The sequence below is a fragment of the Streptomyces sp. NPDC052773 genome, assembly GCF_044547145.1.
GTDB lineage: Bacteria > Actinomycetota > Actinomycetes > Streptomycetales > Streptomycetaceae > Streptomyces.
This window is the reverse complement of sequence record NZ_JBITZX010000002.1, coordinates 588,894-612,463: the sequence shown is the minus strand read 5'-3', so window position 1 is coordinate 612,463 and position 23,570 is coordinate 588,894. Positions and strand designations below refer to the sequence as shown.

Here is a 23,570-nt window from a genome sequence, read left to right as displayed (position 1 = left end):
GGACCGCGCCCATGAACAGGCGCACGATGCGCTTCGACGGCTGGATCGCGGGCCTCGGCACCACCTCCGGAACACGGGTCGTGCTCGGCCACTGGCAGCGGTCACCGTTCGGCGCGTTCAGCGACGTGATGCTGGAGCGGGCCGACGGCGAGCGGCTGCTGCTGGCCCCCACGCGGGAGACGGCGGACTTCGTCCGCGCCACCTACGTCTTCGACACCGTGCGGGTCGTCCCCGTGCGGGTCGGCGTGACGGACGACGTCTGGACCGTGACCGCGGACTCCCTCGACCTGCGCTTCACCACCGGGCGGCGAGGACCTCTGGGCCTGCTCCTGAGCGCCGTACCCGACGCCCTCGCCCGCCGTCCCGCGTGGAGCGCGCTCCTGGACGGCCCGGCCCGGTTGCTCCTGCCCGGGGTGCGCACCCGGGGGAGCGCCCGCCCGGGCCGCCGGGAATGGTACGGCGCGCACGATCTCCGGCCCATCCGGGAAGCCTCCGCGCTCTTCGAAGGCACCGATCTCGGAGCCGAAGCACCCGTCGAACCACCCGTCCGCTTCGGCTTCGGCTCGGTCCCGAGAAAGCCCTCGCTCGCCCGGGTCACCACCACGGTGGCCCTCGACCCGGACCGAGCGTGAGGGAGCGCCGCCCCCGGGGTACTCGGCGGGCCGTCCGTGCCGAGGCACGAAGGGAGACGCCGTGAGCGGGAGGACAACGCGGGATCCGGCGGCCGGCATCGCGCTCGCCCACGGCGCCTTCAACGTCGTGGGCGGCCTGTGGCCCCTGCTCCACCTGCGCAGCTTCGAGTGGGTCTTCGGCCCGAAGAGCGACGACTGGCTGCAGATGACGACGGGCGGACTGCTGACCTCCGCCGGCCTGGCCCAGCTCGCGGCGGCCACGGACCCCGAGGGCGGCCCGGCCCACGCCCGCCGCATCGGCCTGGGCACCGCCCTCACCCTGCTGGCCGTCGATCTGGTCTACGTCCCCAAGGGACGCATCCGGCCGACGTACCTCCTCGACGCCGCGATGCAGACGGCCTGGATCACCACCTGGCTGCGCACCGCCCGAAGGGCCTGAAGGCCTGCCGGCCCGGACACCGACACCCGAACCCGACACGGAGGACAGGTCATGAGTGAGCACACGCCGTCCCAGGCCGAGGGCGAGCCCGACCCGACGACGACCGGCGCGGACGCCGAGCCGGACCGGGCCGACCGCCGCGACGCGCCGCGCACCACCCCGTCACAGGCGGAGGGCGACGACGAGGACGGGGACCGGGACGACGCCGCCGAGTGGGAGGCCGGCTGGTCCGGCCCCTGACCCGGACGGCCCTGTCCGCCCTGTCAGCCCTGGCGGCTGCTCGTCTCGCGGTCCGGGACGGGCAGCCGTACCTCCACATGACCGTCGACGATGCGGGTCTCGAAGGCGGGCTGCGGTGAGGTGGCCGGGCCCCGTACGTTCCAGCCGTCCGACAGCCGGAACACGCTCCCGTGCCACGGGCACCGCACACATCCGTCCGCGACGGTGCCTTCGGACAGCGGCCCCGCCAGATGGCTGCACCGCTCCGCCAGCGCGTGCACGGCACCACCGGACTCACGGACGACCAGGACGGGCACGTCGTCCACACTGCGCCGCACCGCCTGACCGGCCGGGAACTCGGCCACCGCCCCGATCCGGTGCCAGCCCGGCGAGACGACGTGCGGCACCTCTTCGGCGTGGTTGGCGCCGGAGGCCTGCCGGTAGGCGAGGTGGCCGCCCAGCACGCCACCCGTCGCGGCAACCGTCAGCCCCAGAAAGCCGAGGCCCCGACCGGCCCCCGCACGGCCCTTGACGCGGCAGGCGAGCGAGGCGGCGTACAGTCCGACGGCCGTCGTGTTGGCCAGCGCGTGCACCAGGCCGACCCGCTGCTGCGGGCGGTGCAGCTCCGCCCAGTCCACGGCCCCCGCCAGCGCGGCGGGCGCGGCCGCGGCCAGCCCGACGCCGATCAGCAGGCCCGCCTCGCGCGAGCGGCCGGGGCCCAGGTCCAGCACCGCCGCGGACAGCCAGCTGCCGATCGGCACCTGCACCAGCAGCGGATGCACCGGATGCCCCAGCCACCTGCCGTGCAGCACATCCCGCCCACCACCCAGCGGCAGCGCCCGCACCCCCCGGCTGATCGCGTCGATCACCGCATCGGCACGAGGCTGTCGTTCGAGTCCGTCCAGCAGCCGCAGCATCCGGTTCTGGCCCATCCGGCGACGTCGTGTGATTCCCATGAGACGCAGGGTCCCCGACCGCGCATACCGCGAAACGAGCTGATCAGGCGGTTGGCGGTGCTGCGCGCCTCCTTTCGGAGGGCGCACGAGGACATGCGGCCGGCCGCCGACGAGGAGCGCGCGAGTGCGCGGGCGAGAGCGGCCGGGGTCCGGCAGGTGTACCGGGAGCCGGGGTGTGACGAGACGCGGGAGCGGCTGCTCCTGTGCGATCTCGGCGCCTTGGGATCCGAACCCGGTCGCTCAGAGCCAGTCCCGCCGCTTGAAGACGACGTACAGGCTGGTGCACACGACCGCCATCAGGAGCACGGCGAAGGGGTAGCCGAACGCCCAGTGCAGTTCCGGCATGTGGTCGAAGTTCATGCCGTAGATCGTGCCCACGAGCGTCGGCGCGAACAGGATCGCCGCCCACGACGAGATCTTCTTGATCTCCTCGTTCTGCTCGAACCCCGCCTCCGCCAGCGCCCGCATCTCCGCGTTCTGCTGCTGGGTGACGAGGGTGGCGTTGACGGTGAGGATCTCGGTGAGGGCCTGGCGGAAGCCGTCGACGCGTTCGCTGATGTGGGTGACGTGGTCGGCGACGTCGCGCAGGTAGCGCTGGAGTTCCTCGTCGGTGCCGTACTTGGAGAAGCCCGCCATGAGGCCGTGCAGCATGCCCACCAGGGGGCGGGTGGCGCGCTGGAACTCGACCATCTCGCGGGAGAGTTCGTAGATGCGGCGGGAGACCTCGGGGTGGCCGCGGAAGACTTCCGTCTCGATCTCGTCGATGTCGTTCTGGACGCCGGCGACGACCGGGGCGTAGCCGTCGACCACCGCGTCGAGGATGGCGTAGAGGACCGCCTCGGGGCCGAGTTTCAGCAGCTCGGGGGTCTCCTCCATACGGCGGCGCACCGCGGACAGGTCGGGGGCGGCGCCGTGGCGGACGGTGATGACGAAGTCCGGGCCGACGAAGACGTGGAGTTCGGCGAAGTCGACCTCCTCGGGCGCGTCCAGGTAGCGGGCGGCCCGCAGGACGACGAACAGCGTGTCGCCGTAGCGCTCCAGCTTCGGGCGCTGGTGGGCCTCCATCGCGTCCTCGACGGCCAGCGGGTGGAGGTCGAACTCCTCGGCCAGCGAGTGCAGTTCGCGTTCGGTGGGGCGGGCCAGGCCGATCCAGGCCATGCCGGAGGGCTGGGAGCGCAGGACGCGGTAGGTCTCGGCGAGGGTGTCGGGGGAGGAGACACGGACGCCGTCCTGGTAGAGGGCCGACTGCACGATCCCGGCGGGGTCGGCGGACGGGCGGGCCGCTGCGGTGCCCCGCGCGGGTGCGGGGGTCTCGTGCGGTGGGGACGGGGGTGCGGCGCGGCGCCACACCGGTCGTCGTGGGCTGCGTCCGTTCCCGGAGTCCTTCGCGGCGATGGGGGCACCTCCCTGGTCCGGCCGGCGATCGCTCAGCAGGATATAGAGGGCAAACGATGTATATCGGGGCGGGGTGGGTGCGGCCCGCCCCGTATCGCGGACCGTACCTGTCCGCATGCCCCGTTAGCGTGCCGTCATGACCAGGACGAAGGCCCAGCCCGCCGCGAGCGGCGGCCCCGTGCTCACCACCCGCGCCCTCAACCGGGCAACCCTCGCCCGGCAACTGTTGCTGCGGCGCTCGCCGATGTCCGCGAAGGCGGCCGTCGAGCACCTCGTCGGACTCCAGGCGCAGGAGGTGAGGCCGCCGTACGTCGCGCTGGCCGCCCGGCTCGACGGCTTCACCACCGGGGAGCTGTCCGGACTGCTCGCCGACCGGGAGGTGGTGAGGATCGTCACGATGCGCTCCACCATCCACCTCCACACCGCCGACGACTGCCTCGCCCTGCTGCCCCTGGTCCAGCCCGCCCGGGACCGGGAGCTGAACATGAAGACCTTCCGGGAAGGTCTCACCGGCGTCGACCTCGACCGGCTCGCCGCCCTCGCCCGCGCGCTCGTCGAGACCGAGCCGCGCACCATGCGGCAGCTCCGCGAGGCCCTGCTCGCCGAGTGGCCGGACGCCGACCCGCAGGCCCTGGCGGTCGCCGCCCGCTGCACCCTGCCCCTGGTCCAGGTCACACCGCGCGGCATGTGGGGCAGGAGCGGCCAGGTCACCCTCACCACCGCCGAGCACTGGCTGGGCCGCCCGGCGGGGCCGCCCGCCTCCCCGGACACCGTCGTCCTGCGCTACCTCACCGCCTTCGGACCGGCCTCCGTACGGGACTTCCAGACCTGGGCGGGCCTGACCCGGACCCGGCCCGTCTTCGAACGCCTGCGGCCCTCCCTCCTCACCTTCCGCGACCCGAACGGCACCGAACTCTTCGACCTGCCCGACGCCCCGCGCCCCGACCCGGACACCCCCGCCCCGCCGCGCCTGCTGCCCGAGTTCGACAACCTGCTGCTCTCCCACGCCGACCGCACCCGCGTCGTCCCGCCCCCGCACCGCGGACGCACCTGGCAGGCGAACACCCTGTACTGCCCGCTCCTCGTCGACGGTTTCCTCGCCGGCGTGTGGCGGCTGTACGACGACGCCCTCGTCATCGAGCCGTTCACGGACCTGACGAAGGCGCGCCGCGCGGAGGTGGGGGAGGAGGCGGAGCGGATGCTGAACGTGCTGCATCCGGACGCCTCGTACGACGTCCGGTTCGGGACCGTCCTTCCCTGACCGCATGGAAAGGGGGCGCTGCGGGCCGCTCGTGGAGGCCCGCAACGCCCCCTGGTTTTCAACCGAGGAGTGGTTGCCCTCGGAAGCTTCTCCCGGTTACGAGTTGACCTGCGCGGTCACCAGGCTGGAGAAGGTGGTCAGCCGGGTGTAGACACCCGGGTAACCGGCCTGGGCGCAGCCCTCGCCCCAGGAAGTGATCCCTGCCAGGACGCCCCCGACGAGCAGGGGACCGCCGCTGTCGCCCTGGCAGGTGTCCACGCCGCCGGAGGAGTATCCGGCGCACACCATCTCGCTCGCGACGAAGTCGGTGCCGTAACTGCTCCGGCAGCTGGTGTCGGAGACGATCGGCACGGTCGCGGTGCGCAGCTGGTTGGAGGAGCTGCCGTTCTGCGACGTGGTGCCCCAGCCGAGCACCCGGGCGGTGGTGCCGGCCGCGTAGACGGAGGTGTCGGTGGAGGAGACGTACTTCGCCGTCGCGTACGGCATCGCCGTCGACAGCGTCAGCACCGCCACGTCCTCACCGCGCGTGGCGGTGGTGTAGTTCGGGTGGATCCAGATCTTGCTGACCCGCGCGACGGTGCCGTTGGTGCCGTTCAGATAGGTGCGGCCGCCGACCACGCGGACGCTGCTCGTCGTCTCGCCCACCATGCAGTGCGCGGCGGTGACGACCTTCGTCGGGGAGACCAGCGTGCCGCCGCAGAACTGGTTCTGCGAGGCGTCGGTGATCTGCATCATGAACGGGTACGCGCTGGTCGTGGTCGTGGTGCCGCCGACGATGGGCTGGGGCGCGGCGACGGCCGCGGGGGCGGCGGTGAGCGCGGTCGCCGCCGCGGCGGCGGTGGCGGCTATCGCGACGGCGGTCTTTCTCGCACGGGTGAGCCCGAACATGAGTCTCCTCAAGGGGTTGCCGGTGGGGGGTCGCGCGGGTGTGGGGGTGGTGCACGAAAGGCCTGGGACGGACCTCCGTGTGCCCGGCGAGCGGCACGGCCCTACGCTAGGGCCGCGCCCGACGACGCCCCAATGAGGGAACCCCCTAAGGGGGTTGGTGAGGGAAAACCCTCGGTCCCGGCCGGACGGAACCGGCCACGGTGTCTCAGCCCGTACGCCGCCCCGCCGCCAGCCGCACGATGTCCACCCGGGAGCGGATGCCCAGCTTGCGGTAGACCCGGGTCAGGGTCGCCTCCACCGTCTTCACGCTGATGAACAGCCGCGCGGCGATCTCCCGGTTGGTGGCGCCCTCCATGACCAGCGAGGCGACCTGACGCTCCATCGACGCCAGCCCCTCCAGCGCCGCCGTCGCGGGCACGGGCGCAGGGGCCGGGACGGGCGGCGGCGGCTCCGGCAGCGCGGCGACCGCCTCCACCTGCCGCAGCCAGGGCAGCGCCCGGCACCGCCGGAACAGCCGCGCCGCCTCGTCGTACGACGTCCGGCCCGGCCGCCCGGTGCCGCGCAGCCCCGCCAGGACGAACGCGGTACGCGCCTCCTCCAGCCCGTACCCCAGCTTCGCCAGCCGGTCCTGAACGGACGTCAGCCGCCCGACGGCGCCCTCGCGGTCCCCGCGCGCCGCCCGCACCAGCGCCTCCGCCCGGTCCAGCACCGCCAGCACGCTCTCCCGGCCCAGCCGCAGCGCCTGCTCCCGGGTGACGTCGACGACGTCCTGCGCCTCGGCGATCTCCCCGATCCGCACCAGCGCCTCCGCGAGGTCCCCGTGCCAGCGCCCGCGCGCCGGGTCCGTCACCCCCAGCCCGTGCTCCAGCTCCCGCACCCGGCGCAGCGACCGCACGGTGCCGGGGGCGTCCCCGGCGACCAGCTGGACGTAGCCGAGCGCGGCCAGGGCACGCGACATGTAGATCTGGTCGCCGTCGTCCTCCGCGTGCTCGGCGGCCTCGCGGGCGAGGGCCAGCGCCCGGTCGACGTCCCCGCCGGACGCCTCCGCGAGGGAGGTGAGCACGGCGGACGCCACCTCGCCGATCCCGGAGTCCCGGGCCAGCCGCATGCTCTCCCGGGCCAGGTCGAGGGCGCGCCCGCAGTGCCCCGAGCGCAGCTCGGTCTCGGCGAGCATCCGCAGGAAGTGCACCTCGCTCTCCACCATGCCGCGCCGCCGCACCTCGCTCAGCAGCCGGGTGACCGTGGAGCGGGCCTCGGGCAGCTGGTCGCTCATCAGCAGCCAGCGCAGCCGCGTCGAGCCCGCCCCGTTGTGGTGGCAGGCGACTTGCGGGTCCTGCGGCTCCTCCAGGGCCCGCCGGATGGTGGCGGGGGCGTCCGGGTGGCCCATCAGCGTCTCGGCCTGCGCCTGGAAGGCGAGCGCCAGCAGCTCGGTACGCCGGTCCCCGGCCCGCGCGGCCAGCGCCGCGGCGTGCGCGGCCTCCTCCCGGCCCTCCGCGAAGTCGCCCTCGACGACCAGGCCCCGCCACGCGAGCTGGTAGTGGACGAGGGCGAGCAGCCGCGGGTCGTCGCCCGCGTCGGCCAGCGCCTGCGGGAAGACCGCGTCGACCTCCCCGAGGGCCTGCCCGGCCGCCTCGATCACCACCATCCAGGCCCGCACCCGGTCGGCGGGCACGGTCGCCCGGGACAGCACCTCCCGCGCGATGTCCCGGGCGAGGTCCACCTCACCGGCGGTGATCGCGTCCTCCGCGGCCTGCAACCGCCGCTCGTCGGCGGCCGGTTCGGCGTCGGCGGGGGTGTGCCGGGCGGCGAGCAGCCCCAGCGAGGCCGCCATCGACGGCGCGCCGCGGTCCCGGGCCAGCGCGGCGGCCTCGGCGAGCCGCGCCGCCACCTCCGGGTCGGTGCCGGGGGTCGCCAGCGCCAGGTGCCGGGCCCGTTCGATCGGGTCGGACGCCGCCTCGGACAGCGCGGCGTGCGCGGCCCGCCGCTGGTGCGCGGGCGCCTCCGCGTACAGCGCGGCCGAGATCAGCGGATGCGCGAACCGTACGGCCGGGCCCTCCGACTCGGTGGTCAGCAGCCCGAGTTCGGCCGCCCGCGCGGTCTCCGCCTCGGCGTGGTCGCGGCCGGCCGCGTGCAGCAGGGCCAGCGTGGGACGGGCGCCCGCGCTGGCCACGAGGAGGGTGTGCCGGGCCTCGTCGGACAGCATCTCCAGCCGGCTCAGCACCAGTGCCCGCAGCGACGTCGGCACCGGCAGCGGCTCGCCCGGCCGGGGCGGGGTCGGGTTCTCGGCGAGGGCGCGGCCGAGCTCCAGCGCGAACAGCGGGTTGCCGCCGCTGGTGCGGTGGATGTCGCGCACGGTGGAGCGGGGCAGGCCGGTGTAGCCGCGGTGGTCGAGGAGCGCGGAGACCTGGGCGCGGGAGAGCGGGCCGAGGCGCAGGGCGAGGGTGTCGGGCGGGGCGGAGCGCAGCTGACGGTCGTACTCCTGGCCCTCGGAGCGCATCGCGCACAGCAGTTGGACCGGGGTGTCGCCGAGGCGGCGGGCGGCGAAACCGAGCAGTTCGGCGCTGGCCGGGTCGAGCCACTGGAGGTCGTCGGCGACGACGAGGACGGGGCCCGCCGCGGCGAGCGCGCGCAGCGCCGACAGCACGGCGAGACGCAGCGCGAGCCCGTCGCTCTGGAGGGTGGACTCGCCGCGGCCGGTGAGCGCGGACTCCAGCGCGGTGCGCTGGGTCGCGGGCAGCGCGCCGGACACCTCGTCGACGACCAGGCCGAGCAGGTCGGCGAGGGCCAGGAAGGGGAGATGGGATTCGGACTCGGTCGCCGAGCAGCGCAACACGGTCCGGGCCGTCGCGCCGTATTCCGCGGCCAATGCCCGCAGCACGGTCGACTTTCCTATTCCGGCGGGGCCGTGGAGCAGCACACTGCCGCCGCGGTCGAGCTGCTCACGCGCCGCGCTGAACGGCTCCTCCCTGCCGATGACCAGGTCGGGGCGGCATCTGGCAGGCTCCTGGAAGTCCCGTCGCACGGTCACCGCTCCCCTCCGTGTGTCGTGTTCGGGCCAAATTCTAGGCGGGGAGTCGTTGAAATCCGGAGGGGCGAGACGGTGAGGGAAATAACAGCAACGTGCCTGGGGAATTTCAGCTCCGTGTCAATTGCATGACGAACGGCGTGCCGGGAGCGCTCCGAGGGGCGCGGAAGCGCGCCCGGAAGGGGCGCGGGGAACTGCGCGAGCAACCACGACGAACCCGTGGCCGCCGCCCCCCGCCGCAGCCCCTACGGCGCCCACGCCCGTAACCCCTACGCGACGCTCACGCCCGTAAGCCCTACGACGCTCACGCCCAAGGAGGCCCTTACGGCAGCACCCCCGCCCGCCGCGCGGCCACCACCGCCTCTCCCCGCGTCCGCGCGCCCAGCTTCCGCATCGCCGAGCGCAGATAGCTCTTCACCGTCTCCGGGCGCAGCCCCAGCCGCTCGGCCGCCGCCGCGTTCGTCGAGCCCGCCGCCACACAGGCCAGGACGTCCACCTCCCGCGGCGCCAGCCGCACCCCGCCCGGCTCCCGGCCCGCCGCCAGCAGCCCGCACGCGTCCAGCAGCTCCGCCCGCAGCGCCGGATCGGGGATCCGCGGCGCCAGCGCCCGCAGGGCCGCGTGCGCCTCCCGCATCCGCTCCCGTACGGCGCCCGCCTCCTCCTCCGCCTGGGGCTCCGCTCGCACGGCGTCCAGCAGCCCCCGTGCCTCCTCCCGCGCCACCAGCGCCTGCTCCACGTCCCGCGCCGCCTCGACGGCCGCGTGCAGCATGCGGTCGCCCAGCGGCTGCGCGGTGCGCAGGGCGCCGTACAGCACGCCCCGCACCCGCCGCCGTACGACGACGGGCACCGCGAGCACGGACCGCAGCCCCTCGACGGCGACCGGCGCGTCGTACTCGTGACTGATCTGCCGCGACGCCGAGTAGTCGGTCACGGCGCACGGCCGGCCCAGCGCCACCGCCTTGCCGCCCAGCCCGTTGCCGGAGGTGACGGCGAGTGCGCTCAGCGCCGGGGTGCGGGTCCCGGACAGCTCGGTGATGCGCATCCACGGCCGCCCCGCCTCCACCAGCCCGCCGAAGGCCACCGGGAGACCGGTCGTGCGGCGCAGCCGCAGCAGCGCGCCCCGTATCTCCGCCGTGTCCGCCACATCTGCCGCGTCTGCTCCCACGTGCTCGCCCTTCCTGGCCGCGGCCGCGTCCTGCGGCGCACACCCCCGTTAGGGGGTAGTGAGACCTGCATCACGGATTACACGATGTCCGGGAGCCGCCCGGCAACGGTCCGGACAGAGGGAGAACAGATGACGACGGCGAAGGCGACCGCGAGCGCGACCGAGGAGTTCCGCAGGGCGCGGGACTTCCTGCTGGCCCACCGGGAGGACTACGCCACGGCCTACGAGGGCTTCGCCTGGCCACGGCCCGAGCACTTCAACTGGGCACTGGACTGGTTCGACGTCATCGCGGACGGCAACGACCGCACCGCGCTGCACATCGTCGAGGAGGACCACACCGAGACCCTGCTGAGCTTCGCCGAACTCTCCGACCGCTCCGACCGGGTCGCGAACTGGCTGCGCGGCCGCGGCGTCGCCGCGGGCGACCGCGTCCTCGTCATGCTCGGCAACCAGGCCGAACTGTGGGAGACCGCGCTGGCCGCGATGAAGCTGCGCGCCGTCGTCATCCCCGCCACCCCGCTGCTCGGCCCCGCCGACCTGCGCGACCGCGTCGACCGGGGCCGGGTCCGGCACGTGATCGTGCGCGCGGCCGACACCGGCAAGTTCGACGAGGTGCCCGGCGACTACACCCGGATCGCGGTGGGCGGCGGGCTCGGCGGGACCTGGCTGCCGTACGAGGAGGCGTACGCGGCCCCGGCCGGGTTCACTCCCGACGGCCCCACCCGCGCCGACGACCCGCTGATGCTCTACTTCACCTCCGGGACGACCGCCCGCCCCAAGCTGGTCGAGCACACCCACACGAGTTACCCCGTCGGGCACCTCGCCACCATGTACTGGATCGGCCTCAAGCCCGGCGACGTGCACCTCAACATCTCCTCGCCCGGCTGGGCCAAGCACGCCTGGTCCAACCTCTTCGCCCCGTGGAACGCCGAGGCGACGGTGTTCCTCCACAACTACACCCGCTTCGACGCGGCCCGGCTGATGGCCGAGATGGACCGCGCGGGCGTCACCACCTTCTGCGCCCCGCCCACCGTGTGGCGGATGCTCATCCAGGCGGACCTGAGCGCGCTGCGCACCCCGCCGCGCGAGGCCGTCGCCGCGGGCGAGCCGCTGAACCCCGAGGTCATCGAGCAGGTCCGGCGCGCCTGGGGCGTCACCATCCGGGACGGCTTCGGCCAGACCGAGACCGCCGTGCAGGTCGCCAACACCCCCGGCCAGCCGCTGAAGACCGGCTCGATGGGCCGCCCCAGCCCCGGCTACCGCGTCGAACTCCTCGACCCGGTCACCGGCGCGCCCGGCGCCGCCGAGGGCGAGATCGCCCTGGACCTCGCGCACATGCCGGTCGGCCTGATGACCGGCTACCACGGCGACCCCGAGCGCACGGCGGAGGCGATGGCCGGCGGCTACTACCGCACCGGCGACATCGGCGCCCGCGACGAGGACGGCTACATCACCTACGTCGGCCGCGCCGACGACGTCTTCAAGGCGTCCGACTACAAGATCAGCCCCTTCGAGCTGGAGAGCGCGCTGCTGGAGCACGAGGCGGTCGCCGAGGCCGCCGTCGTCCCCGCGCCCGACGAGCTGCGCCTGGCCGTCCCGAAGGCGTACATCGTGCTCGCGGACGGCTGGACGCCGGGCCCCGACACCGCGAAGGTCCTGTTCGAGCACTCACGCGAGACCCTGGCGCCCTACAAGCGCATCCGCCGCCTGGAGTTCGCCGACCTGCCCAAGACCGTCTCCGGCAAGATCCGCCGCGTGGAGCTGCGCGAGGCCACGGCGGCCGGCTCGGACGCCGAGTACCGTGAGGAGGACTTCCGGTGAACTCGTACGCGCACGGGGTGAGCGAGACCCCGCTCCTCGGCGACACCATCGGCGCCAACCTCGACCGTGCGGTCGCCGCCTGGCCCGACCGGGAGGTCCTGGTCGACGTCCCGTCCGGCCGCCGCTGGACCTACGCCGCGTTCGCCGCCGACGTCGACGCGCTGGCCCGCGCCCTGCTGGCGAGCGGGGTGGCCAAGGGCGACCGGGTGGGCATCTGGGCGGTCAACTGCCCCGAGTGGGTCCTCGTCCAGTACGCCACCGCCCGCATCGGCGCGATCATGGTGAACATCAATCCGGCGTACCGCACCCACGAGGTCGAGTACGTCCTCAAGCAGTCCGGTGTCTCGCTGCTGTTCGCCTCGCTCGCCCACAAGAGCAGCGACTACCGGGCGATGGCGGAGGAAGTGCGCGGCCGGTGCCCGGAGCTGCGGGAGGTCTTCCACTTCGGCGACCCGAGCTGGGAGGAGCTGCTGGGCCGGAGAGCCGGAGCCGGGACCGCCGCCTCCGCCGCGTTCCCCGAGGACCTGTCCTGCGACGACCCCATCAACATCCAGTACACCTCTGGCACGACCGGCTTCCCGAAGGGCGCGACGCTCTCCCACCACAACATCCTCAACAACGGCTATTTCGTCGGGGAGTTGATCGGGTACGGCGAGGACGACCGCGTCTGCGTCCCCGTCCCCTTCTACCACTGCTTCGGCATGGTGATGGGCAACCTGGCGGCCACCTCCCACGGCGCCTGCATCGTCATCCCCGCCCCCTCCTTCGACCCGAAGGCCACCCTGGAGGCGGTCCAGCGGGAGCGGTGCACCTCGCTGTACGGCGTACCGACGATGTTCATCGCCGAACTCAACCTGCCGGACTTCGCGACCTACGACCTGTCGTCCCTGCGGACCGGCATCATGGCGGGCTCGCCGTGCCCCGTCGAGGTGATGAAGCGGGTGGTCGCCGAGATGCACATGGAGCAGGTCTCCATCTGCTACGGCATGACCGAGACGTCCCCGGTGTCGCTCCAGACCCGGATGGACGACGACCTGGAGCACCGCACCGCCACCGTCGGCCGGGTCCTGCCGCACATCGAAGTGAAGATCGTCGACCCGGCGACCGGGGTGACGCAACCGCGCGGTGAGGCGGGCGAGTTGTGCACACGCGGCTACAGCGTGATGCTCGGCTACTGGAACGAGCCCGAGAAGACCGCCGAAGCCGTCGACGCGGGCCGCTGGATGCACACCGGGGACCTCGCGGTGATGCGCGAGGACGGCTACGTGGAGATCGTCGGCCGCATCAAGGACATGATCATCCGGGGCGGCGAGAACATCTACCCGCGCGAGATCGAGGAGTTCCTGTACGGCCACCCGAAGATCGCCGACGTCCAGGTGGTCGGCGTCCCGCACGAGCGGTACGGCGAGGAGGTGCTCGCCTGCGTCATCCCGCGCGACCCGGCGGAGCCCCCGACCCTGGAGGAGCTGCGCGCGTACTGCGACGGCCGGCTGGCGCACTACAAGATCCCCAGCAGGCTGCGGATCCTCGACTCCTTCCCGATGACCGTGTCCGGAAAGGTGCGCAAGGTGGAACTGCGGGAGCGGTACGCCGACGGGACGACGGCGGAGTGAGGCCGGACGAGCCCGGACGACGGCTGAAACGACCTCCGCGTGACCGCGAGGGCGTTCGATCGTGAGGGGCCGGGGCCCGTAAGATCGGACCCCCTTGGGGGTGAGACATGGTCAAACGGCGGCCCGGTACGACACCCACGCTGGAGCAGGTGGCCGCGCTCGCCGGTGTCGGGCGGGGCACGGTCTCCCGTGTCGTCAACAACGAGGCGGGCGTCAAGGAGTCCACGCGGCGCGCCGTGCAGCAGGCCATCGCCGAACTCGGCTACGTGCCCAACCTGGCGGCGCGTTCGCTGGCCGGGCGGCGCGCCGACGCGGTGGCGCTGGTGATGACGGAACGCGACTGGCGGCTGTTCGGCGAGCCGTTCTTCTCGGAGACCGTGCGCTCCGTCGGCGACGCGCTCACCGACACCTCCGTGCAGCTGCTGCTCACCCTGGTCCGCACGGAGGCCGAACGGCAGCGGTTCGTCGAGTACGCGCGCGGCGGCCGGGTCGACGGCGTGCTGCTGATGTCCGTACGCGCCGAGGACCGGCTGCCGGACATGCTCGCCGACGCCGGTCTGCCCACCGTGCTGCTGGGCCGCCGCTCCGGCGACGAGCAGATCACCTACGTCGACGCGGACAACGTCGGCGGGGCGCGCGAGGCCGTGGCCCACCTCCTGAGCGGCGGCCGGCGCGCCATCGCCGCCATCACCGGCCCGCTCGACATGTACGTCGCCCAGTGCCGGCTGCGCGGCTACCGGCAGGCCCTCGCCGACGCGGGACTGACCACGGACGCCTCCTGGATCGCCGAGGGCGACTTCACGGAGGCGAGCGGGCGGCGGGCGATGACCGAACTCCTCAAGCGGCACCCGGACGTCGACGCGGTCCTCGCCGCCTCCGACACCATGGCCGCCGGTGCGCTGACGGCGCTGCGGGCGGCGGGCCGCCGGGTGCCGGACGACGTCGCGGTCGTCGGCTTCGACGACTTCCAGCTCGCCCAGCACACCGACCCGCCGCTGACCACGGTCCGCCAGCCCCTGGAGGAGATCGGCCGGACCATGGTGCGGCTGCTGCTGGAGGAGATGGAGCAGCCCGAGGTGGCGTGGCGGCACGTCATCCTGCGCACGCAGCTGGTGGTGCGGGATTCGGCGTGAGCCGCCCCGCAGCCGGGCGTGCCGCCCCTCAGCCGGGCGTGCCGCCCCGCCGGGACCCGACTTCATCGGGCACAGGATGTCGGGTCCGGGCAGGTGTCCGCTGCCTAGCGTGGTGAGCGCAAGGAAGGAAGAGCCGAGGAGCGAGGAGACCGGCGTGCTGGAGCGGCTCAACCAGGCCATGGACCACATCGAGGGCCACCTCGACGAGCCGGTCGACGTGGCGGGGCTGGCGCGGATCGCGGCCACCTCGGAGTACCACCTGCGCCGGATGTTCTCCGCGCTCGCGGGCATGCCGCTGTCCGAGTACATCCGGCGCCGCCGGCTGACCGTCGCGGGCGCGGAGGTGCTCGCGGGACGCGAGCCGCTGCTGGACATCGCGGTGCGGTACGGCTACGGCTCGGGCGAGGCGTTCGCGCGGGCGTTCCGGGCCGTCCACGGTGTCGGTCCGGGCGAGGCCCGCCGCACCGGCGCCGCGCTGGTCTCCCAGCCCCGGCTGACCTTCCGTCTCACCGTCGAAGGGAGCAGCAGCATGCGCTATCGCGTAGTGGACCGTACGGCCTTCACCGTCGTCGGCCTCAAGGCCCGGGTGCCCTTGGTCCACCTGGGACCGAACCAGGCCGTCATCGACTTCGTCCGGGGCATCGACCGGCCGGTCCTGGACCACCTGGAGAAGCTGTCGGACCAGGAGCCGCGGGGCCTCGTCGCGGTCTGCGACGACCTGGACCCGAGCCGCGCGGAGGGCACGGAACTCGACTACTACCACGGCGTGATCACGTCTGGGACGGCGGCCCCCGTGGCCACCCCCGAGGGCACGACGACCCTCACCGTCCCGCCCGGCACCTGGGCCGTCTTCACCACCTCCGGCCCGGCCCCGCAGGCCATCCAGGAACTGTGGCGCGCCGTGTTCACCGAGTGGTTCCCGTCCAACCCGTACCGCAGCCGCCCCGGCCCCGAGATCCTCCGCACCCACCTGTCCGCGGACGGGTCGGAGGCGGAGGCGGAGCTGTGGCTGCCGGTGGAGCGGGAGGTGAGCTGACGGGGACCTCGGCTGGTTCTCCTAGTTCTTCTGGAGGGTGCGGGTGACCCCCGCGACGACCGCGGTCGTCAGCATCCACCCGAAGGCGATCAGCAGGTAGGCCAGCCACTGGAGGCCGTCGTCCGTCCAGTACCAGGCGGTTCGCTGGCCCAAGCCGCCGATGGGGACCAGGAGGTCGAGGGTGTAGACGAGGGGCTGGAACGGCGCTCCCTCGCCTCGCTTGACGGCGGTGGGGGAGCCGGTGCCGAAGGCCAGCGTGCCCAGCAGGGTCAGGGTGAGCAGCCAGATTCCGGCGAGCCAGGGACGGTAGCCGTACCCGACGGTCACGTCGAGGAGATGCCCCCACACCCGCGCGGCCGGACGCAGCGTGCGGCGCCGGTGGCGCTGCTTGGCGAGGAGGACACGGCGGGCGTCGTCGTCGTGGCCGGCCTTGCGGTACCAGCTCGCCAACTGCTCGTACGGCTGCGGGCTGTAGCCGGGGCTCCGCCGTACCCACGCCACCCGGTGGGCCACGGAGTCCCGTCGGCCCACGGCCTCCCGCCGCTCGCCGGAGTCCTCCTCCTTGATGGAGCCGTAGACGAAACCGTCCAGCTCCACCACGTCCGGCCAGCTGTGCTCGTTGTCGTGCAGGTAGGACACCTGGGCGCCCCGCAGGTCCACGACGCCGGCCGGCGGCCGGGCGAGGGTGAGGTCGAAGTCGACGGCCTGCGTCAGGGAGGCGACCAGAGACGGGCCGTCACTGCCGGGCGGCCCGTTCAGGACGGCACCTTCGAAGGTCAGGTTGTCCGAGATCCTGGCACCCCGCAGCCGCACGGTCCCGTTCGCGGTGAACCCGCCGGAGCAGTCGAGGGTCGCGACCACGGCGTTGTCCAGGGCGAGCGCCACCCCGCGTGGGCCGGGTCCCGCCAGTTGCGCGCCCCGCATGTGCAGCCCGCCGGGCAACTGCGCTCCCATCAGCCGGACTTCACCATGGGCCACGAATCCGTCGACGCAGTAGACGCCCCCCTCCGCGACCAGTCCACCGGCGGACACGGCCCACTCCCCGGGCGCGACGATCTCGCTGCCGCTGAGATTCACGGCCCCGCTCACCTGGGCGTTGATGAGCGACAGGGCGGTGACCCTGCGGTGCAGAGGCGAGGCGCAGCCGCCCTCCAACAGCGAGCGCCGCAGGTCCAGACGTCCCTCGACCCGCGTCAGCCCGGCTTCCACCCCCGGCACACGGCTGCCCACGATCGCCACGGACTGCGTCGACGCCCCGGAGAGGTCCACGCCCTCCTCGAACCAGCAGTCCTCGAGCCAGACGGGATGTCCCACCTGCGCACCGGCGAGATCGAGCCGTCCGGATATCCGCGCCCCCACGAGCCTCAGGCCCGCCACCGCCCCCGGCCGCGGGCCGTTCGCGCCCAGCAGCAGCGCCCCGATCACCACGGCCCGAACCGTCCGCTCAGGCCCCCACCCCCCGCCACCGCCGACCCGGTCGTCCTCCGGCACCCCCGTCCGCAGATCCACACCGCGCCCCTCGGGGAACGCGTCCCACAGCTCACGCTCGGGCGAAGTCAACTCGTCGTAGGACAGCACGCATGCAGGGTAATGATCTCCGCCCACGACCGCCCACGGAGCTGTGGCCGGCTTCCTCAGTACGGCGCCATCACCAACTCGCCGATCACCCGCAACCCGACTTGGGCTGCCAGCCACGGTGCGCGTTCGGCCTCGGCCTGCTTGACGTGGACGAAGACGGTGTGGTCGGCCGCGGGCTCTCGGTCGAGGTCGAGGTCGCGGGTATGGACACACAGCGTGACGAATGCTCCGCGAGTACCTCCCGCCCCCAGCCTGCCTCCGGAGCCTCAGGCCAGGCGTTGAAGTCCCACCGCACCGTCGCCGGGCTGTCGCCAACCGCCTGGAGGAATGGCTTCACCGTCTCCGGTGGTCCAGCCCAGCGTCGCAGCCGGATGGGCAAGGAGGACGAAGGATCATCCCCACGCTCCGACGAACCGCCTCTTCCCCCTTCCGCCCACCACTCGGCATCCGGCAACACGGCCAGGACCGCCGGAAGCGAGCGAGCCGAGGAGATCCGCACATCGAAATCGACTTCGAGATCCCCCAGGTCGGCGATCCCAAGCAGCCTCTCGACAGTGCGCAACCCCTCGGACAGGTCCGCTGTTCTCAGGATGGGCTGCGCGTAGGAGTTGGACACGGCGGCCAGTGTGCCACTGAAGGGCATTGCTCAACTTGTGTGGCGAGCACGCGCTCCCGGCCCGGCCCCGTCGCCGTACTCTCGAAGCATGAGCGCCGACCTTGGTGACCGGCTTCGGTACATCCGTAAGCGCCGGGGCCTCAGCCAGCGGGAGTTGGCAGAGCGGTCCGGTGTCTCCGTCTCGCTGATTCGCAAGCTGGAGCAGGGAGAACGGAACGACACGCGCCTGGAGACCGCGCGGCAACTCGCCGAGGCACTGAGGGTGCCCACCACCAAGCTCCTGACCGAGCATCCGGAGGCGCCGGCCGGAGGGGACGCCGTGGCGCGCTGGGCCCCGGTGCGTGCCGCGCTCGCGGCCTCGCCGCAGTCCGATGACCTTGCCGAAGTGCCCACGTACGAAGGCGTGCGGGCGTCCCTCGAAGCGGCTGTGCCCTTGTTCTCCCACGACCGTTTCGCAGAGCTGGGCGTGACACTTCCGCCCCTGCTCCGGGACGTGGAAGTGCTCACCGCGGTGGACCCGCGAGGTCGCGTTCTCCGAGCCCGCCTTCTGGAGCTCACCGGATGGCTCATGACCCAGACCCGGCAGTTCGATGCCGCCGAGATGGCCCTTGAGTGCTCTGCGTCGAGGCCGACGGCAGAGTGACCGCAGCGGTCGGCAGGTGTCTGGTGCCGCCGATGCCCGCGACGGTAGGTCGTGTGCGCCCGAGGCACCGGAACCGGCAAGCGGTGACCTGGCGAACGCCACGGGCGTCGAGGCCGAGGCGGTTACGTTGTACAGGATCGGCACCGTGCGTGCCGAGGCGACCTGGTTCCTCGATCAGCACCAGCTGTTGGGCCTGAACAGTGTGCGGCTCTTCATCGAGGACTTCCGAGGCTTCCTGGAGCAGATGATGCCGCTAGTCGAGCAGGGAGCCGGGCGTCGGCCGGAGGAGGACGTTCCAGGGCGGGTGGCGTTGGCCGCCGTAGGAGCAGCACGACGACGCCTGGACGAGCCGGAGGCCGCCGAGCTGGACGGGGAGGTGGCGCGCGCGATGCGGCTCGCCCATTCCGCTGTCGCCCTCTGCGATCACTACGACGCGCTCAGCGGCAGGCTGATGTGCCTGGTGTGCGACCACATGATCGAGGCAGGAGAAGCATCCGTGCCATACGCCCGGTTCCGCTCCGATCCGGATGCCGCGGACGCCACGCATGGCCCGGGAAGCGTCCACGCCCGCTGCACCGGCACCCTCCGCCGCCGCTGACATCACGGGCCGACGTACTCGAAGACAACCAGGCCTCGTTCAGGACTCCCGTAAGGCAGCGGGTGGATGTCCTCGCCCGTGACTGAGCGCGGTAGCCGGCCGCTGAGCGTTCCGGTTGGCATGGGTGAATTGTGTAGGTGGCCCACGGGTTTGAGCGGCGCGTCGGCTGGTGGGTCCCGCGCGGACCGTCCTGCGGGATCCGACTACCCTGGCCGAATGATCGATTGGGGGGATGTCCAGGTCGGGGACGTGCTGTCGGTTGCCTGCCCCTTCACGCCGGCCCGGGTCGAGCAGGGGATCACGTGGGACTGCGTGTCGGTGCGGTGGCCCTGGTGGGAGATCGACACCGGTAGCGATTTTCTGCACTGGAACGGGGTCGTCGCCCTGGGCGTGGACAGTGGCGGGCGCGCCGCGCCTGAGGTGGAGGCGGAGCTGTTCCGGACCGACCCGCCGCCCGAGCAGTTGAAGGCGGGCGACATCTGCCGGGTGGGAGTGCCGCCGACCGTGGTGCATGTGACGGCCGTCGACCACCACGACCCCCCGCTCGAAACGGGCTGGCTGCCGCGCCCGCATCTGACCGTGAGCGTGCTGCGGCGCGGCCTGTCCTATCGCGAGTTCCCGGACGGCAGCCATCTCGACGGCACGGGGTACCCCATCCATCCCGGCGACGGGATCCCCTTCACCTTCGAACTGCTGATGCGCCCGTACGCGTTCCTCTGCCTGGGCGACGAGGTCGCCGACACCGCCGGCCGGGCATGGCGGTTCGACGGCCCCTGGAACTGGACCGCCTTCGACGGAGAACCGGCCGGCGCGGGCCCCGAGTGGCCGCTCGTCCTGCTCACCCGCGCGGGAACGCCGTGCTCCGTCGAGGACGCGGAGGCAGTGGCCACGAGCACGGCGAGCGGTTCGCACCAGAAGACGGTCCGGGACTGGATGTCACTCACCGAGGCCTCGCCTACACCCTGACCCGTCGGGACCTCCGCCTTCGACGTGTCTCCCGTGACGGAGCAGCGGGAACCCAGCGGGTCTGTCGGCCGGGTCAGACGGGGGTGTTCTCGTCGGGTACGAAGGGCTCCCCGTGGCCGGGGACGATCAGGGCGGGCTGGAGGGCGAGGATCTTGCGGCGTGAGGTGCGCAGGCCCTCGGGGTCGTCGGAGGTGGGGTCTTCGGCGGGGCCGTGGGTGCTCCACCAGGCGTGGGTGAGGACGACGGTTCCCTCGGCGGTTTCCGCGATGGTGGAGATGTCCTGGGGGGTGTGGCCGGGGGTCTCCATCAGGCGGATGGAGGGGGAGAGCCGGTAGCCGTCGGCGGGCCTGTCGTGCCAGAGGTCGTGGTGGTAGGTGGCCCAGACGTCGTGGGCGCGGGCGTGGGGGAAGAGGGCCGCGTTGAGGGTGTGGTCGGGGTGGTGGTGGCTGAAGACCACGTCGGTCACCTGCTCGGGGCTGATTCCGGCGGCGGCGAGCGGGTCGAGGATGAGCTTGCGGTTCTCGACCATGCCGGGGTCGACGACGACGATCGTGTCGCCGTTGCGCAGGAGGGAGACGGTGGAGGCGACGTGCCAGGGCCGCTCGCGGCCGTCGCGGTCGGCGTTGCGTGCGTCGAGGCTGTCGTAGCCGGAGGTCAGCAGTGTGAAGGTGGCCGTCATCTGGGAGGGATCTTCCTTGGGCGGGCAGGCGGGCAGGCGGGCAGGCGGGGATGCCCCGGGCGGAAGGCGAGGTGTGCCGTCCGTACGGGGGCGGGGTTGAGGGTGTGTCAGGTCCGCGCCCCGTCGGCACGGGTCCCGCGGGCCGGCGGCGGGGCGGGGTGGTGGGAAATCAGTCGGTGGTGGCCTGGGTGCGGCGGGCGTAGGCGCGGGCGGCGCGGGCGCGGTCGCCGCAGCGGACCGAGCACCAGTGGCGGCGTCCGGCGCGGAGCAGGTAGCGGTTGCAGGGGGTGGACGGGCACGCCGTCAGCCGTTCGGCGTCGGGGCCGGTGAGGAGGTCGGCGGCGTCGGCGGCGAGGATGCCGAGGGCCTGGTCGACGATCTGGTCGATGGGGTGCGGGGCGGTGCGGTGCAGGCCGCGGACGGGGTCCCAGCCGAGCGGGGAGGCGGTGGGGACCCGGGTGAGGGCGTCGTTGACGGCGGTCAGTGCGGTGGCGGGGGCGGGGTGGCCGCCGACCCGGGCCGCGAGCAGGGCGCGTACGTGCTCGCGCAGGGAGCGCATGCGGGCCGCGCAGATCTCCTGCAGTCCCGCCTCCGCGGGGGCCAGGTTGTGGCCGACCAGCCACTGGTTGGCGCCGGACGGTGTGCCCAGCGCGTCGAGGAACTGACCGCCCGGCAGCGCTACGGCGCTGTTGGCGAGGTCGAGCGCGGGGTAGAGCTCGGCGCCCGGCGCCGGAGGCAGCCCGGGGTCGACGGTGCCGACGGTCACGGCGGTGTCAGTCTCACTCACGCATCTCACGTTACAGCTTGCCTTCATCCGTGACAAACGCCTATGGTCACGGATGTCATCCAATCTATCCGTGAGGTTTTTCGTCATGGCGGCATCCGCAGCAACCGCAGCAACCCCCGCTTCCAGCGATCAGGTCCCCATCCGCGTCCTCGGCGGCCCCACCGCACTCATCGAGTACGGCGGGCTGCGGTTCCTGACCGACCCGACCTTCGACGCCCCGGGCAGCTACCCCTCGGGCCTGACCAAGACCGCGCCCGCCTCCGCCACGCCCGCCGACCTGGGCCGTATCGATGTGGTCCTGCTGTCGCACGACGAACACGACGACAACCTCGACGCCTCGGGCCGCGCCCTGCTCGCCGACGTACCCCTGATCCTGACCACGCCCGGCGGCGCCGGCCGACTGGGCGGCACCGCACGCCCTCTCGAGGACTGGGAGTCCATCGAGCTGGACCGCCCCGGCGGCGGCACGATCACCGTCACCGGAGTCCCGGCTCTGCACGGCCCCGGGGTACGCGAGGACCTGGAACCGGTCGTCGGCGAGGTCGTCGGCTTCGTCCTGACCGGTGACGGCCTGCCCACCCTCTACGTCAGCGGCGACAACGCCCAGCTCTCCGTGGTCCGCGAGATCGCCGACCGCTTCGGCCCGGTGGACACCGCCGTGCTGTTCGCCGGCGCCGTCCGCACGCCCGTCCTGGACCGCGCGCTGCTCACCCTCGACAGCGCGCAGGCCGCCGAGGCCGCCCGCATCCTGGGCGCCCGCCGGATCGTGCCCGTCCACTTCGACAGCTGGGCCCACTTCACCGAGGGCCGCGAGCAGCTCGTGCGCGCCTTCACGGCCGCCGGCCTGATCGACCGCGTGGAACTGGCCTGAGCCCGTACGTCTTTCGCCGCCGCGGTGCGGCGTCACGAGCGCCCACCGCAGCGGCCCTTCGACCGGCCCGGCCAGGCCACCCCGCACCGGTCCGGCACACCCCCAGAAGGAAACCCCCGTGAACGACCCCATCAAGGGCACGGCCCGCGGATCCGCTCCCGCGCCGCTGTCCGTCCTCGACACCGCCCTGGCCGGCCGCGGTATCAGCGCCGCCGAGGCCCTGTCCGGCAGCATCGCCCTGGCCCGGCTCGCCGAGAGCCGCGGCTTCACCCGCTACTGGGTGACCGAGCACCACTCCATGCCCGGCGTGTCCTCCTCCAGCCCCGCCGTCCTGCTGGCCCGGCTCACCGCCCACACCACGCGCCTGCGGCTCGGCGCGGGCGGAGTGATGCTGCCCAACCACCCCCCGCTCATCGTCGCCGAGCAGTACGGCCTGCTCCAGGCCCTCGCCCCGGACCGCGTCGACCTCGGTCTGGGCCGCGCCCCGGGCACCGATCAAGCCACCGCCGCGGCCCTGCGCCGCGGACGTTCGGACGACGACGACTTCCCGCGGCAGGTCATCGAGCTGCTGCGGTTCCTCGACGACGACTTCCCCGAGGAACACCCCTACCGCGGGCGCGTCTACGCCGTCCCCGGACCCGGCCAGGACAAGGAGAACGGGCTCTCACAGACCACCGGCCGGCCCTCGGTCTGGCTGCTGGGCTCCTCCGGATACTCCGCCCGGCTCGCCGCCCGCCTCGGCCTGCCCTTCGCCTTCGCCGCCCACTTCTCGCCCGATCACGTTGCGGACGCGCTCCGCCTCTACCGCGACCGGTTCACCCCCTCCGCCGTCCTCGCCGAGCCGTACGCGCTGGCCAGCTTCGCCGTCATGGCCGCCGACGACGAGCACGAGGCCCTGCGCCAGACGCGCAGCTACGCCCACAGCATGATGCGCATGCTCCACGGCAGGTCCTACCTCGTGCCCACGCCCGACGAGGCCGCCGCCCACCCCTACACCGCCTCCGAGCGGCTGGTCCTCGACCGCTGGATCGACAGCGTCCTGCACGGCACCCCCGACCAGGTCACCGAGCACCTCGACCGCCTGCACGAGGCAGCGAGCCCCGACGAGATCATGATCGCCAGTGTGGGCCACAGTCCCCAGGCGCTCCTGCACTCCACGCAGCTCATCGCCGACGCCTACCACCTGCCGGCCAGTCCGGTGGCCGAGTCCGCTCGCTGACACGGCCCCGCCACGCCCGCCGGGCGGTTC

At 73.2% G+C, this 23,570-nt stretch carries 21 protein-coding genes; 13 read left to right on the top strand and 8 right to left on the bottom strand.

The window, feature by feature from the left end; translation table 11 throughout:
* Positions 1-11: 11 nt before the first annotated feature.
* The 3 genes from ACIG0D_RS07815 (at position 12) to ACIG0D_RS07805 (ending at position 1,311) form a co-directional block, all read left to right on the top strand.
* Positions 12-632 carry a hypothetical protein gene (locus ACIG0D_RS07815; RefSeq protein WP_399797035.1) on the top strand — a complete coding sequence of 207 codons (621 nt, stop codon included), beginning with the start codon at positions 12-14 and terminating at the stop codon, positions 630-632.
* 61 nt (positions 633-693) lie between these two features.
* On the top strand, positions 694-1,071 hold the full coding sequence (locus ACIG0D_RS07810) for a hypothetical protein (protein WP_399797033.1): 378 nt from the start codon (positions 694-696) through the stop codon (positions 1,069-1,071).
* A 51-nt stretch (positions 1,072-1,122) separates the two neighbouring features.
* The gene (locus ACIG0D_RS07805) at positions 1,123-1,311 is read left to right on the top strand and encodes a hypothetical protein (RefSeq protein ID WP_399797031.1); all 189 of its coding nucleotides are present in this window, start codon (positions 1,123-1,125) and stop codon (positions 1,309-1,311) included.
* A gap of 23 nt (positions 1,312-1,334) precedes the next feature.
* On the opposite strand, the gene ACIG0D_RS07800 is transcribed toward ACIG0D_RS07805, so the two are convergent.
* Together ACIG0D_RS07800 and ACIG0D_RS07795 are read right to left on the bottom strand one after the other, a co-directional pair.
* Complete coding sequence (locus ACIG0D_RS07800; RefSeq protein WP_399797103.1) at positions 1,335-2,222, bottom strand: Rieske 2Fe-2S domain-containing protein; 888 nt, start codon at positions 2,220-2,222, stop codon at positions 1,335-1,337.
* A 264-nt stretch (positions 2,223-2,486) separates the two neighbouring features.
* Positions 2,487-3,497 (bottom strand): magnesium and cobalt transport protein CorA, encoded by a 1,011-nt coding sequence (locus ACIG0D_RS07795; protein ID WP_399797029.1) that lies wholly within the window; start codon positions 3,495-3,497, stop codon positions 2,487-2,489.
* Positions 3,498-3,777: 280 nt separating this feature from the next.
* On the opposite strand from ACIG0D_RS07795, the gene ACIG0D_RS07790 reads away from it, so the two are divergent.
* Positions 3,778-4,902, top strand: coding sequence for a winged helix DNA-binding domain-containing protein (locus tag ACIG0D_RS07790; protein WP_399797027.1), 1,125 nt, complete (start codon positions 3,778-3,780; stop codon positions 4,900-4,902).
* A gap of 96 nt (positions 4,903-4,998) precedes the next feature.
* Here the strand turns inward: ACIG0D_RS07790 and ACIG0D_RS07785 are convergent, their stop codons facing one another.
* From ACIG0D_RS07785 to ACIG0D_RS07775, 3 genes are all read right to left on the bottom strand, one after another.
* A complete protein-coding gene (locus ACIG0D_RS07785) occupies positions 4,999-5,790 on the bottom strand; it encodes a S1 family peptidase (protein WP_399797025.1) in 792 nt (263 codons plus the stop codon).
* Between the two features lie 205 nt (positions 5,791-5,995).
* A complete protein-coding gene (locus tag ACIG0D_RS07780) occupies positions 5,996-8,818 on the bottom strand; it encodes an AAA family ATPase (RefSeq protein ID WP_399797024.1) in 2,823 nt (940 codons plus the stop codon).
* Positions 8,819-9,137: 319 nt separating this feature from the next.
* Positions 9,138-9,980 (bottom strand): response regulator transcription factor, encoded by an 843-nt coding sequence (locus ACIG0D_RS07775; RefSeq protein WP_399797023.1) that lies wholly within the window; start codon positions 9,978-9,980, stop codon positions 9,138-9,140.
* A gap of 129 nt (positions 9,981-10,109) precedes the next feature.
* On the opposite strand from ACIG0D_RS07775, the gene ACIG0D_RS07770 reads away from it, so the two are divergent.
* The 4 genes from ACIG0D_RS07770 to ACIG0D_RS07755 all read left to right on the top strand — a co-directional run bounded on the left by ACIG0D_RS07770 (position 10,110) and on the right by ACIG0D_RS07755 (position 15,583).
* A complete protein-coding gene (locus ACIG0D_RS07770; RefSeq protein WP_399797022.1) occupies positions 10,110-11,801 on the top strand; it encodes an AMP-binding protein in 1,692 nt (563 codons plus the stop codon).
* Complete coding sequence (locus ACIG0D_RS07765) at positions 11,798-13,414, top strand: AMP-binding protein (protein ID WP_399797020.1); 1,617 nt, start codon at positions 11,798-11,800, stop codon at positions 13,412-13,414. Before ACIG0D_RS07770 ends, ACIG0D_RS07765 begins: the two co-directional genes overlap by 4 nt.
* A gap of 107 nt (positions 13,415-13,521) precedes the next feature.
* Positions 13,522-14,547, top strand: a complete 1,026-nt coding sequence (locus ACIG0D_RS07760; protein WP_365763534.1) for a LacI family DNA-binding transcriptional regulator — start codon at positions 13,522-13,524, stop codon at positions 14,545-14,547.
* Between the two features lie 154 nt (positions 14,548-14,701).
* Positions 14,702-15,583 (top strand): helix-turn-helix domain-containing protein, encoded by an 882-nt coding sequence (locus ACIG0D_RS07755; RefSeq protein WP_399797102.1) that lies wholly within the window; start codon positions 14,702-14,704, stop codon positions 15,581-15,583.
* A 21-nt stretch (positions 15,584-15,604) separates the two neighbouring features.
* On the opposite strand, the gene ACIG0D_RS07750 is transcribed toward ACIG0D_RS07755, so the two are convergent.
* On the bottom strand, positions 15,605-17,161 hold the full coding sequence (locus tag ACIG0D_RS07750; protein WP_399797018.1) for an oxidoreductase: 1,557 nt from the start codon (positions 17,159-17,161) through the stop codon (positions 15,605-15,607).
* Between the two features lie 704 nt (positions 17,162-17,865).
* Here ACIG0D_RS07750 and ACIG0D_RS07745 point away from each other — a divergent pair.
* The 3 genes from ACIG0D_RS07745 to ACIG0D_RS07735 all read left to right on the top strand — a co-directional run bounded on the left by ACIG0D_RS07745 (position 17,866) and on the right by ACIG0D_RS07735 (position 19,984).
* The gene (locus tag ACIG0D_RS07745) at positions 17,866-18,420 is read left to right on the top strand and encodes a helix-turn-helix domain-containing protein (RefSeq protein WP_399797017.1); all 555 of its coding nucleotides are present in this window, start codon (positions 17,866-17,868) and stop codon (positions 18,418-18,420) included.
* 145 nt (positions 18,421-18,565) lie between these two features.
* Positions 18,566-19,018 carry a DUF6415 family natural product biosynthesis protein gene (locus tag ACIG0D_RS07740; RefSeq protein WP_399797015.1) on the top strand — a complete coding sequence of 151 codons (453 nt, stop codon included), beginning with the start codon at positions 18,566-18,568 and terminating at the stop codon, positions 19,016-19,018.
* Positions 19,019-19,234: 216 nt separating this feature from the next.
* Positions 19,235-19,984: a hypothetical protein gene (locus ACIG0D_RS07735; protein WP_399797013.1), complete on the top strand. Its 750-nt coding sequence runs from the start codon at positions 19,235-19,237 to the stop codon at positions 19,982-19,984.
* 73 nt (positions 19,985-20,057) lie between these two features.
* On the opposite strand, the gene ACIG0D_RS07730 is transcribed toward ACIG0D_RS07735, so the two are convergent.
* Together ACIG0D_RS07730 and ACIG0D_RS07725 are read right to left on the bottom strand one after the other, a co-directional pair.
* Entirely contained in the window at positions 20,058-20,663 is a 606-nt protein-coding gene (locus tag ACIG0D_RS07730) for an MBL fold metallo-hydrolase (protein WP_399797011.1), read from the bottom strand.
* Between the two features lie 169 nt (positions 20,664-20,832).
* Positions 20,833-21,450 carry a CGNR zinc finger domain-containing protein gene (locus ACIG0D_RS07725; RefSeq protein ID WP_399797009.1) on the bottom strand — a complete coding sequence of 206 codons (618 nt, stop codon included), beginning with the start codon at positions 21,448-21,450 and terminating at the stop codon, positions 20,833-20,835.
* Between the two features lie 85 nt (positions 21,451-21,535).
* Here ACIG0D_RS07725 and ACIG0D_RS07720 point away from each other — a divergent pair, with 85 nt between their 5' ends.
* Both ACIG0D_RS07720 and ACIG0D_RS07715 read left to right on the top strand, forming a co-directional pair.
* Complete coding sequence (locus ACIG0D_RS07720) at positions 21,536-22,321, top strand: MBL fold metallo-hydrolase (protein ID WP_399797007.1); 786 nt, start codon at positions 21,536-21,538, stop codon at positions 22,319-22,321.
* 118 nt (positions 22,322-22,439) lie between these two features.
* Complete coding sequence (locus tag ACIG0D_RS07715; protein WP_399797005.1) at positions 22,440-23,540, top strand: LLM class flavin-dependent oxidoreductase; 1,101 nt, start codon at positions 22,440-22,442, stop codon at positions 23,538-23,540.
* Positions 23,541-23,570: the final 30 nt, after the last annotated feature.

What these genes read in the sequence shown, in the direction of transcription:
- ACIG0D_RS07815 (WP_399797035.1), top strand. Translation starts at nt 12, where the DNA reads ATGAACAGGCGCACGATGCGCTTCGACGGCTGGATCGCGGGCCTCGGC.
- ACIG0D_RS07805 (WP_399797031.1), top strand. Translation starts at nt 1,123, where the DNA reads ATGAGTGAGCACACGCCGTCCCAGGCCGAGGGCGAGCCCGACCCGACG.
- ACIG0D_RS07800 (WP_399797103.1), bottom strand. Translation starts at nt 2,222, where the DNA reads ATGGGCCAGAACCGGATGCTGCGGCTGCTGGACGGACTCGAACGACAG.
- ACIG0D_RS07790 (WP_399797027.1), top strand. Translation starts at nt 3,778, where the DNA reads ATGACCAGGACGAAGGCCCAGCCCGCCGCGAGCGGCGGCCCCGTGCTC.
- ACIG0D_RS07785 (WP_399797025.1), bottom strand. Translation starts at nt 5,790, where the DNA reads ATGTTCGGGCTCACCCGTGCGAGAAAGACCGCCGTCGCGATAGCCGCC.
- ACIG0D_RS07770 (WP_399797022.1), top strand. Translation starts at nt 10,110, where the DNA reads ATGACGACGGCGAAGGCGACCGCGAGCGCGACCGAGGAGTTCCGCAGG.
- ACIG0D_RS07760 (WP_365763534.1), top strand. Translation starts at nt 13,522, where the DNA reads ATGGTCAAACGGCGGCCCGGTACGACACCCACGCTGGAGCAGGTGGCC.
- ACIG0D_RS07745 (WP_399797017.1), top strand. Translation starts at nt 17,866, where the DNA reads ATGAGCGCCGACCTTGGTGACCGGCTTCGGTACATCCGTAAGCGCCGG.
- ACIG0D_RS07735 (WP_399797013.1), top strand. Translation starts at nt 19,235, where the DNA reads ATGATCGATTGGGGGGATGTCCAGGTCGGGGACGTGCTGTCGGTTGCC.
- ACIG0D_RS07730 (WP_399797011.1), bottom strand. Translation starts at nt 20,663, where the DNA reads ATGACGGCCACCTTCACACTGCTGACCTCCGGCTACGACAGCCTCGAC.
- ACIG0D_RS07720 (WP_399797007.1), top strand. Translation starts at nt 21,536, where the DNA reads ATGGCGGCATCCGCAGCAACCGCAGCAACCCCCGCTTCCAGCGATCAG.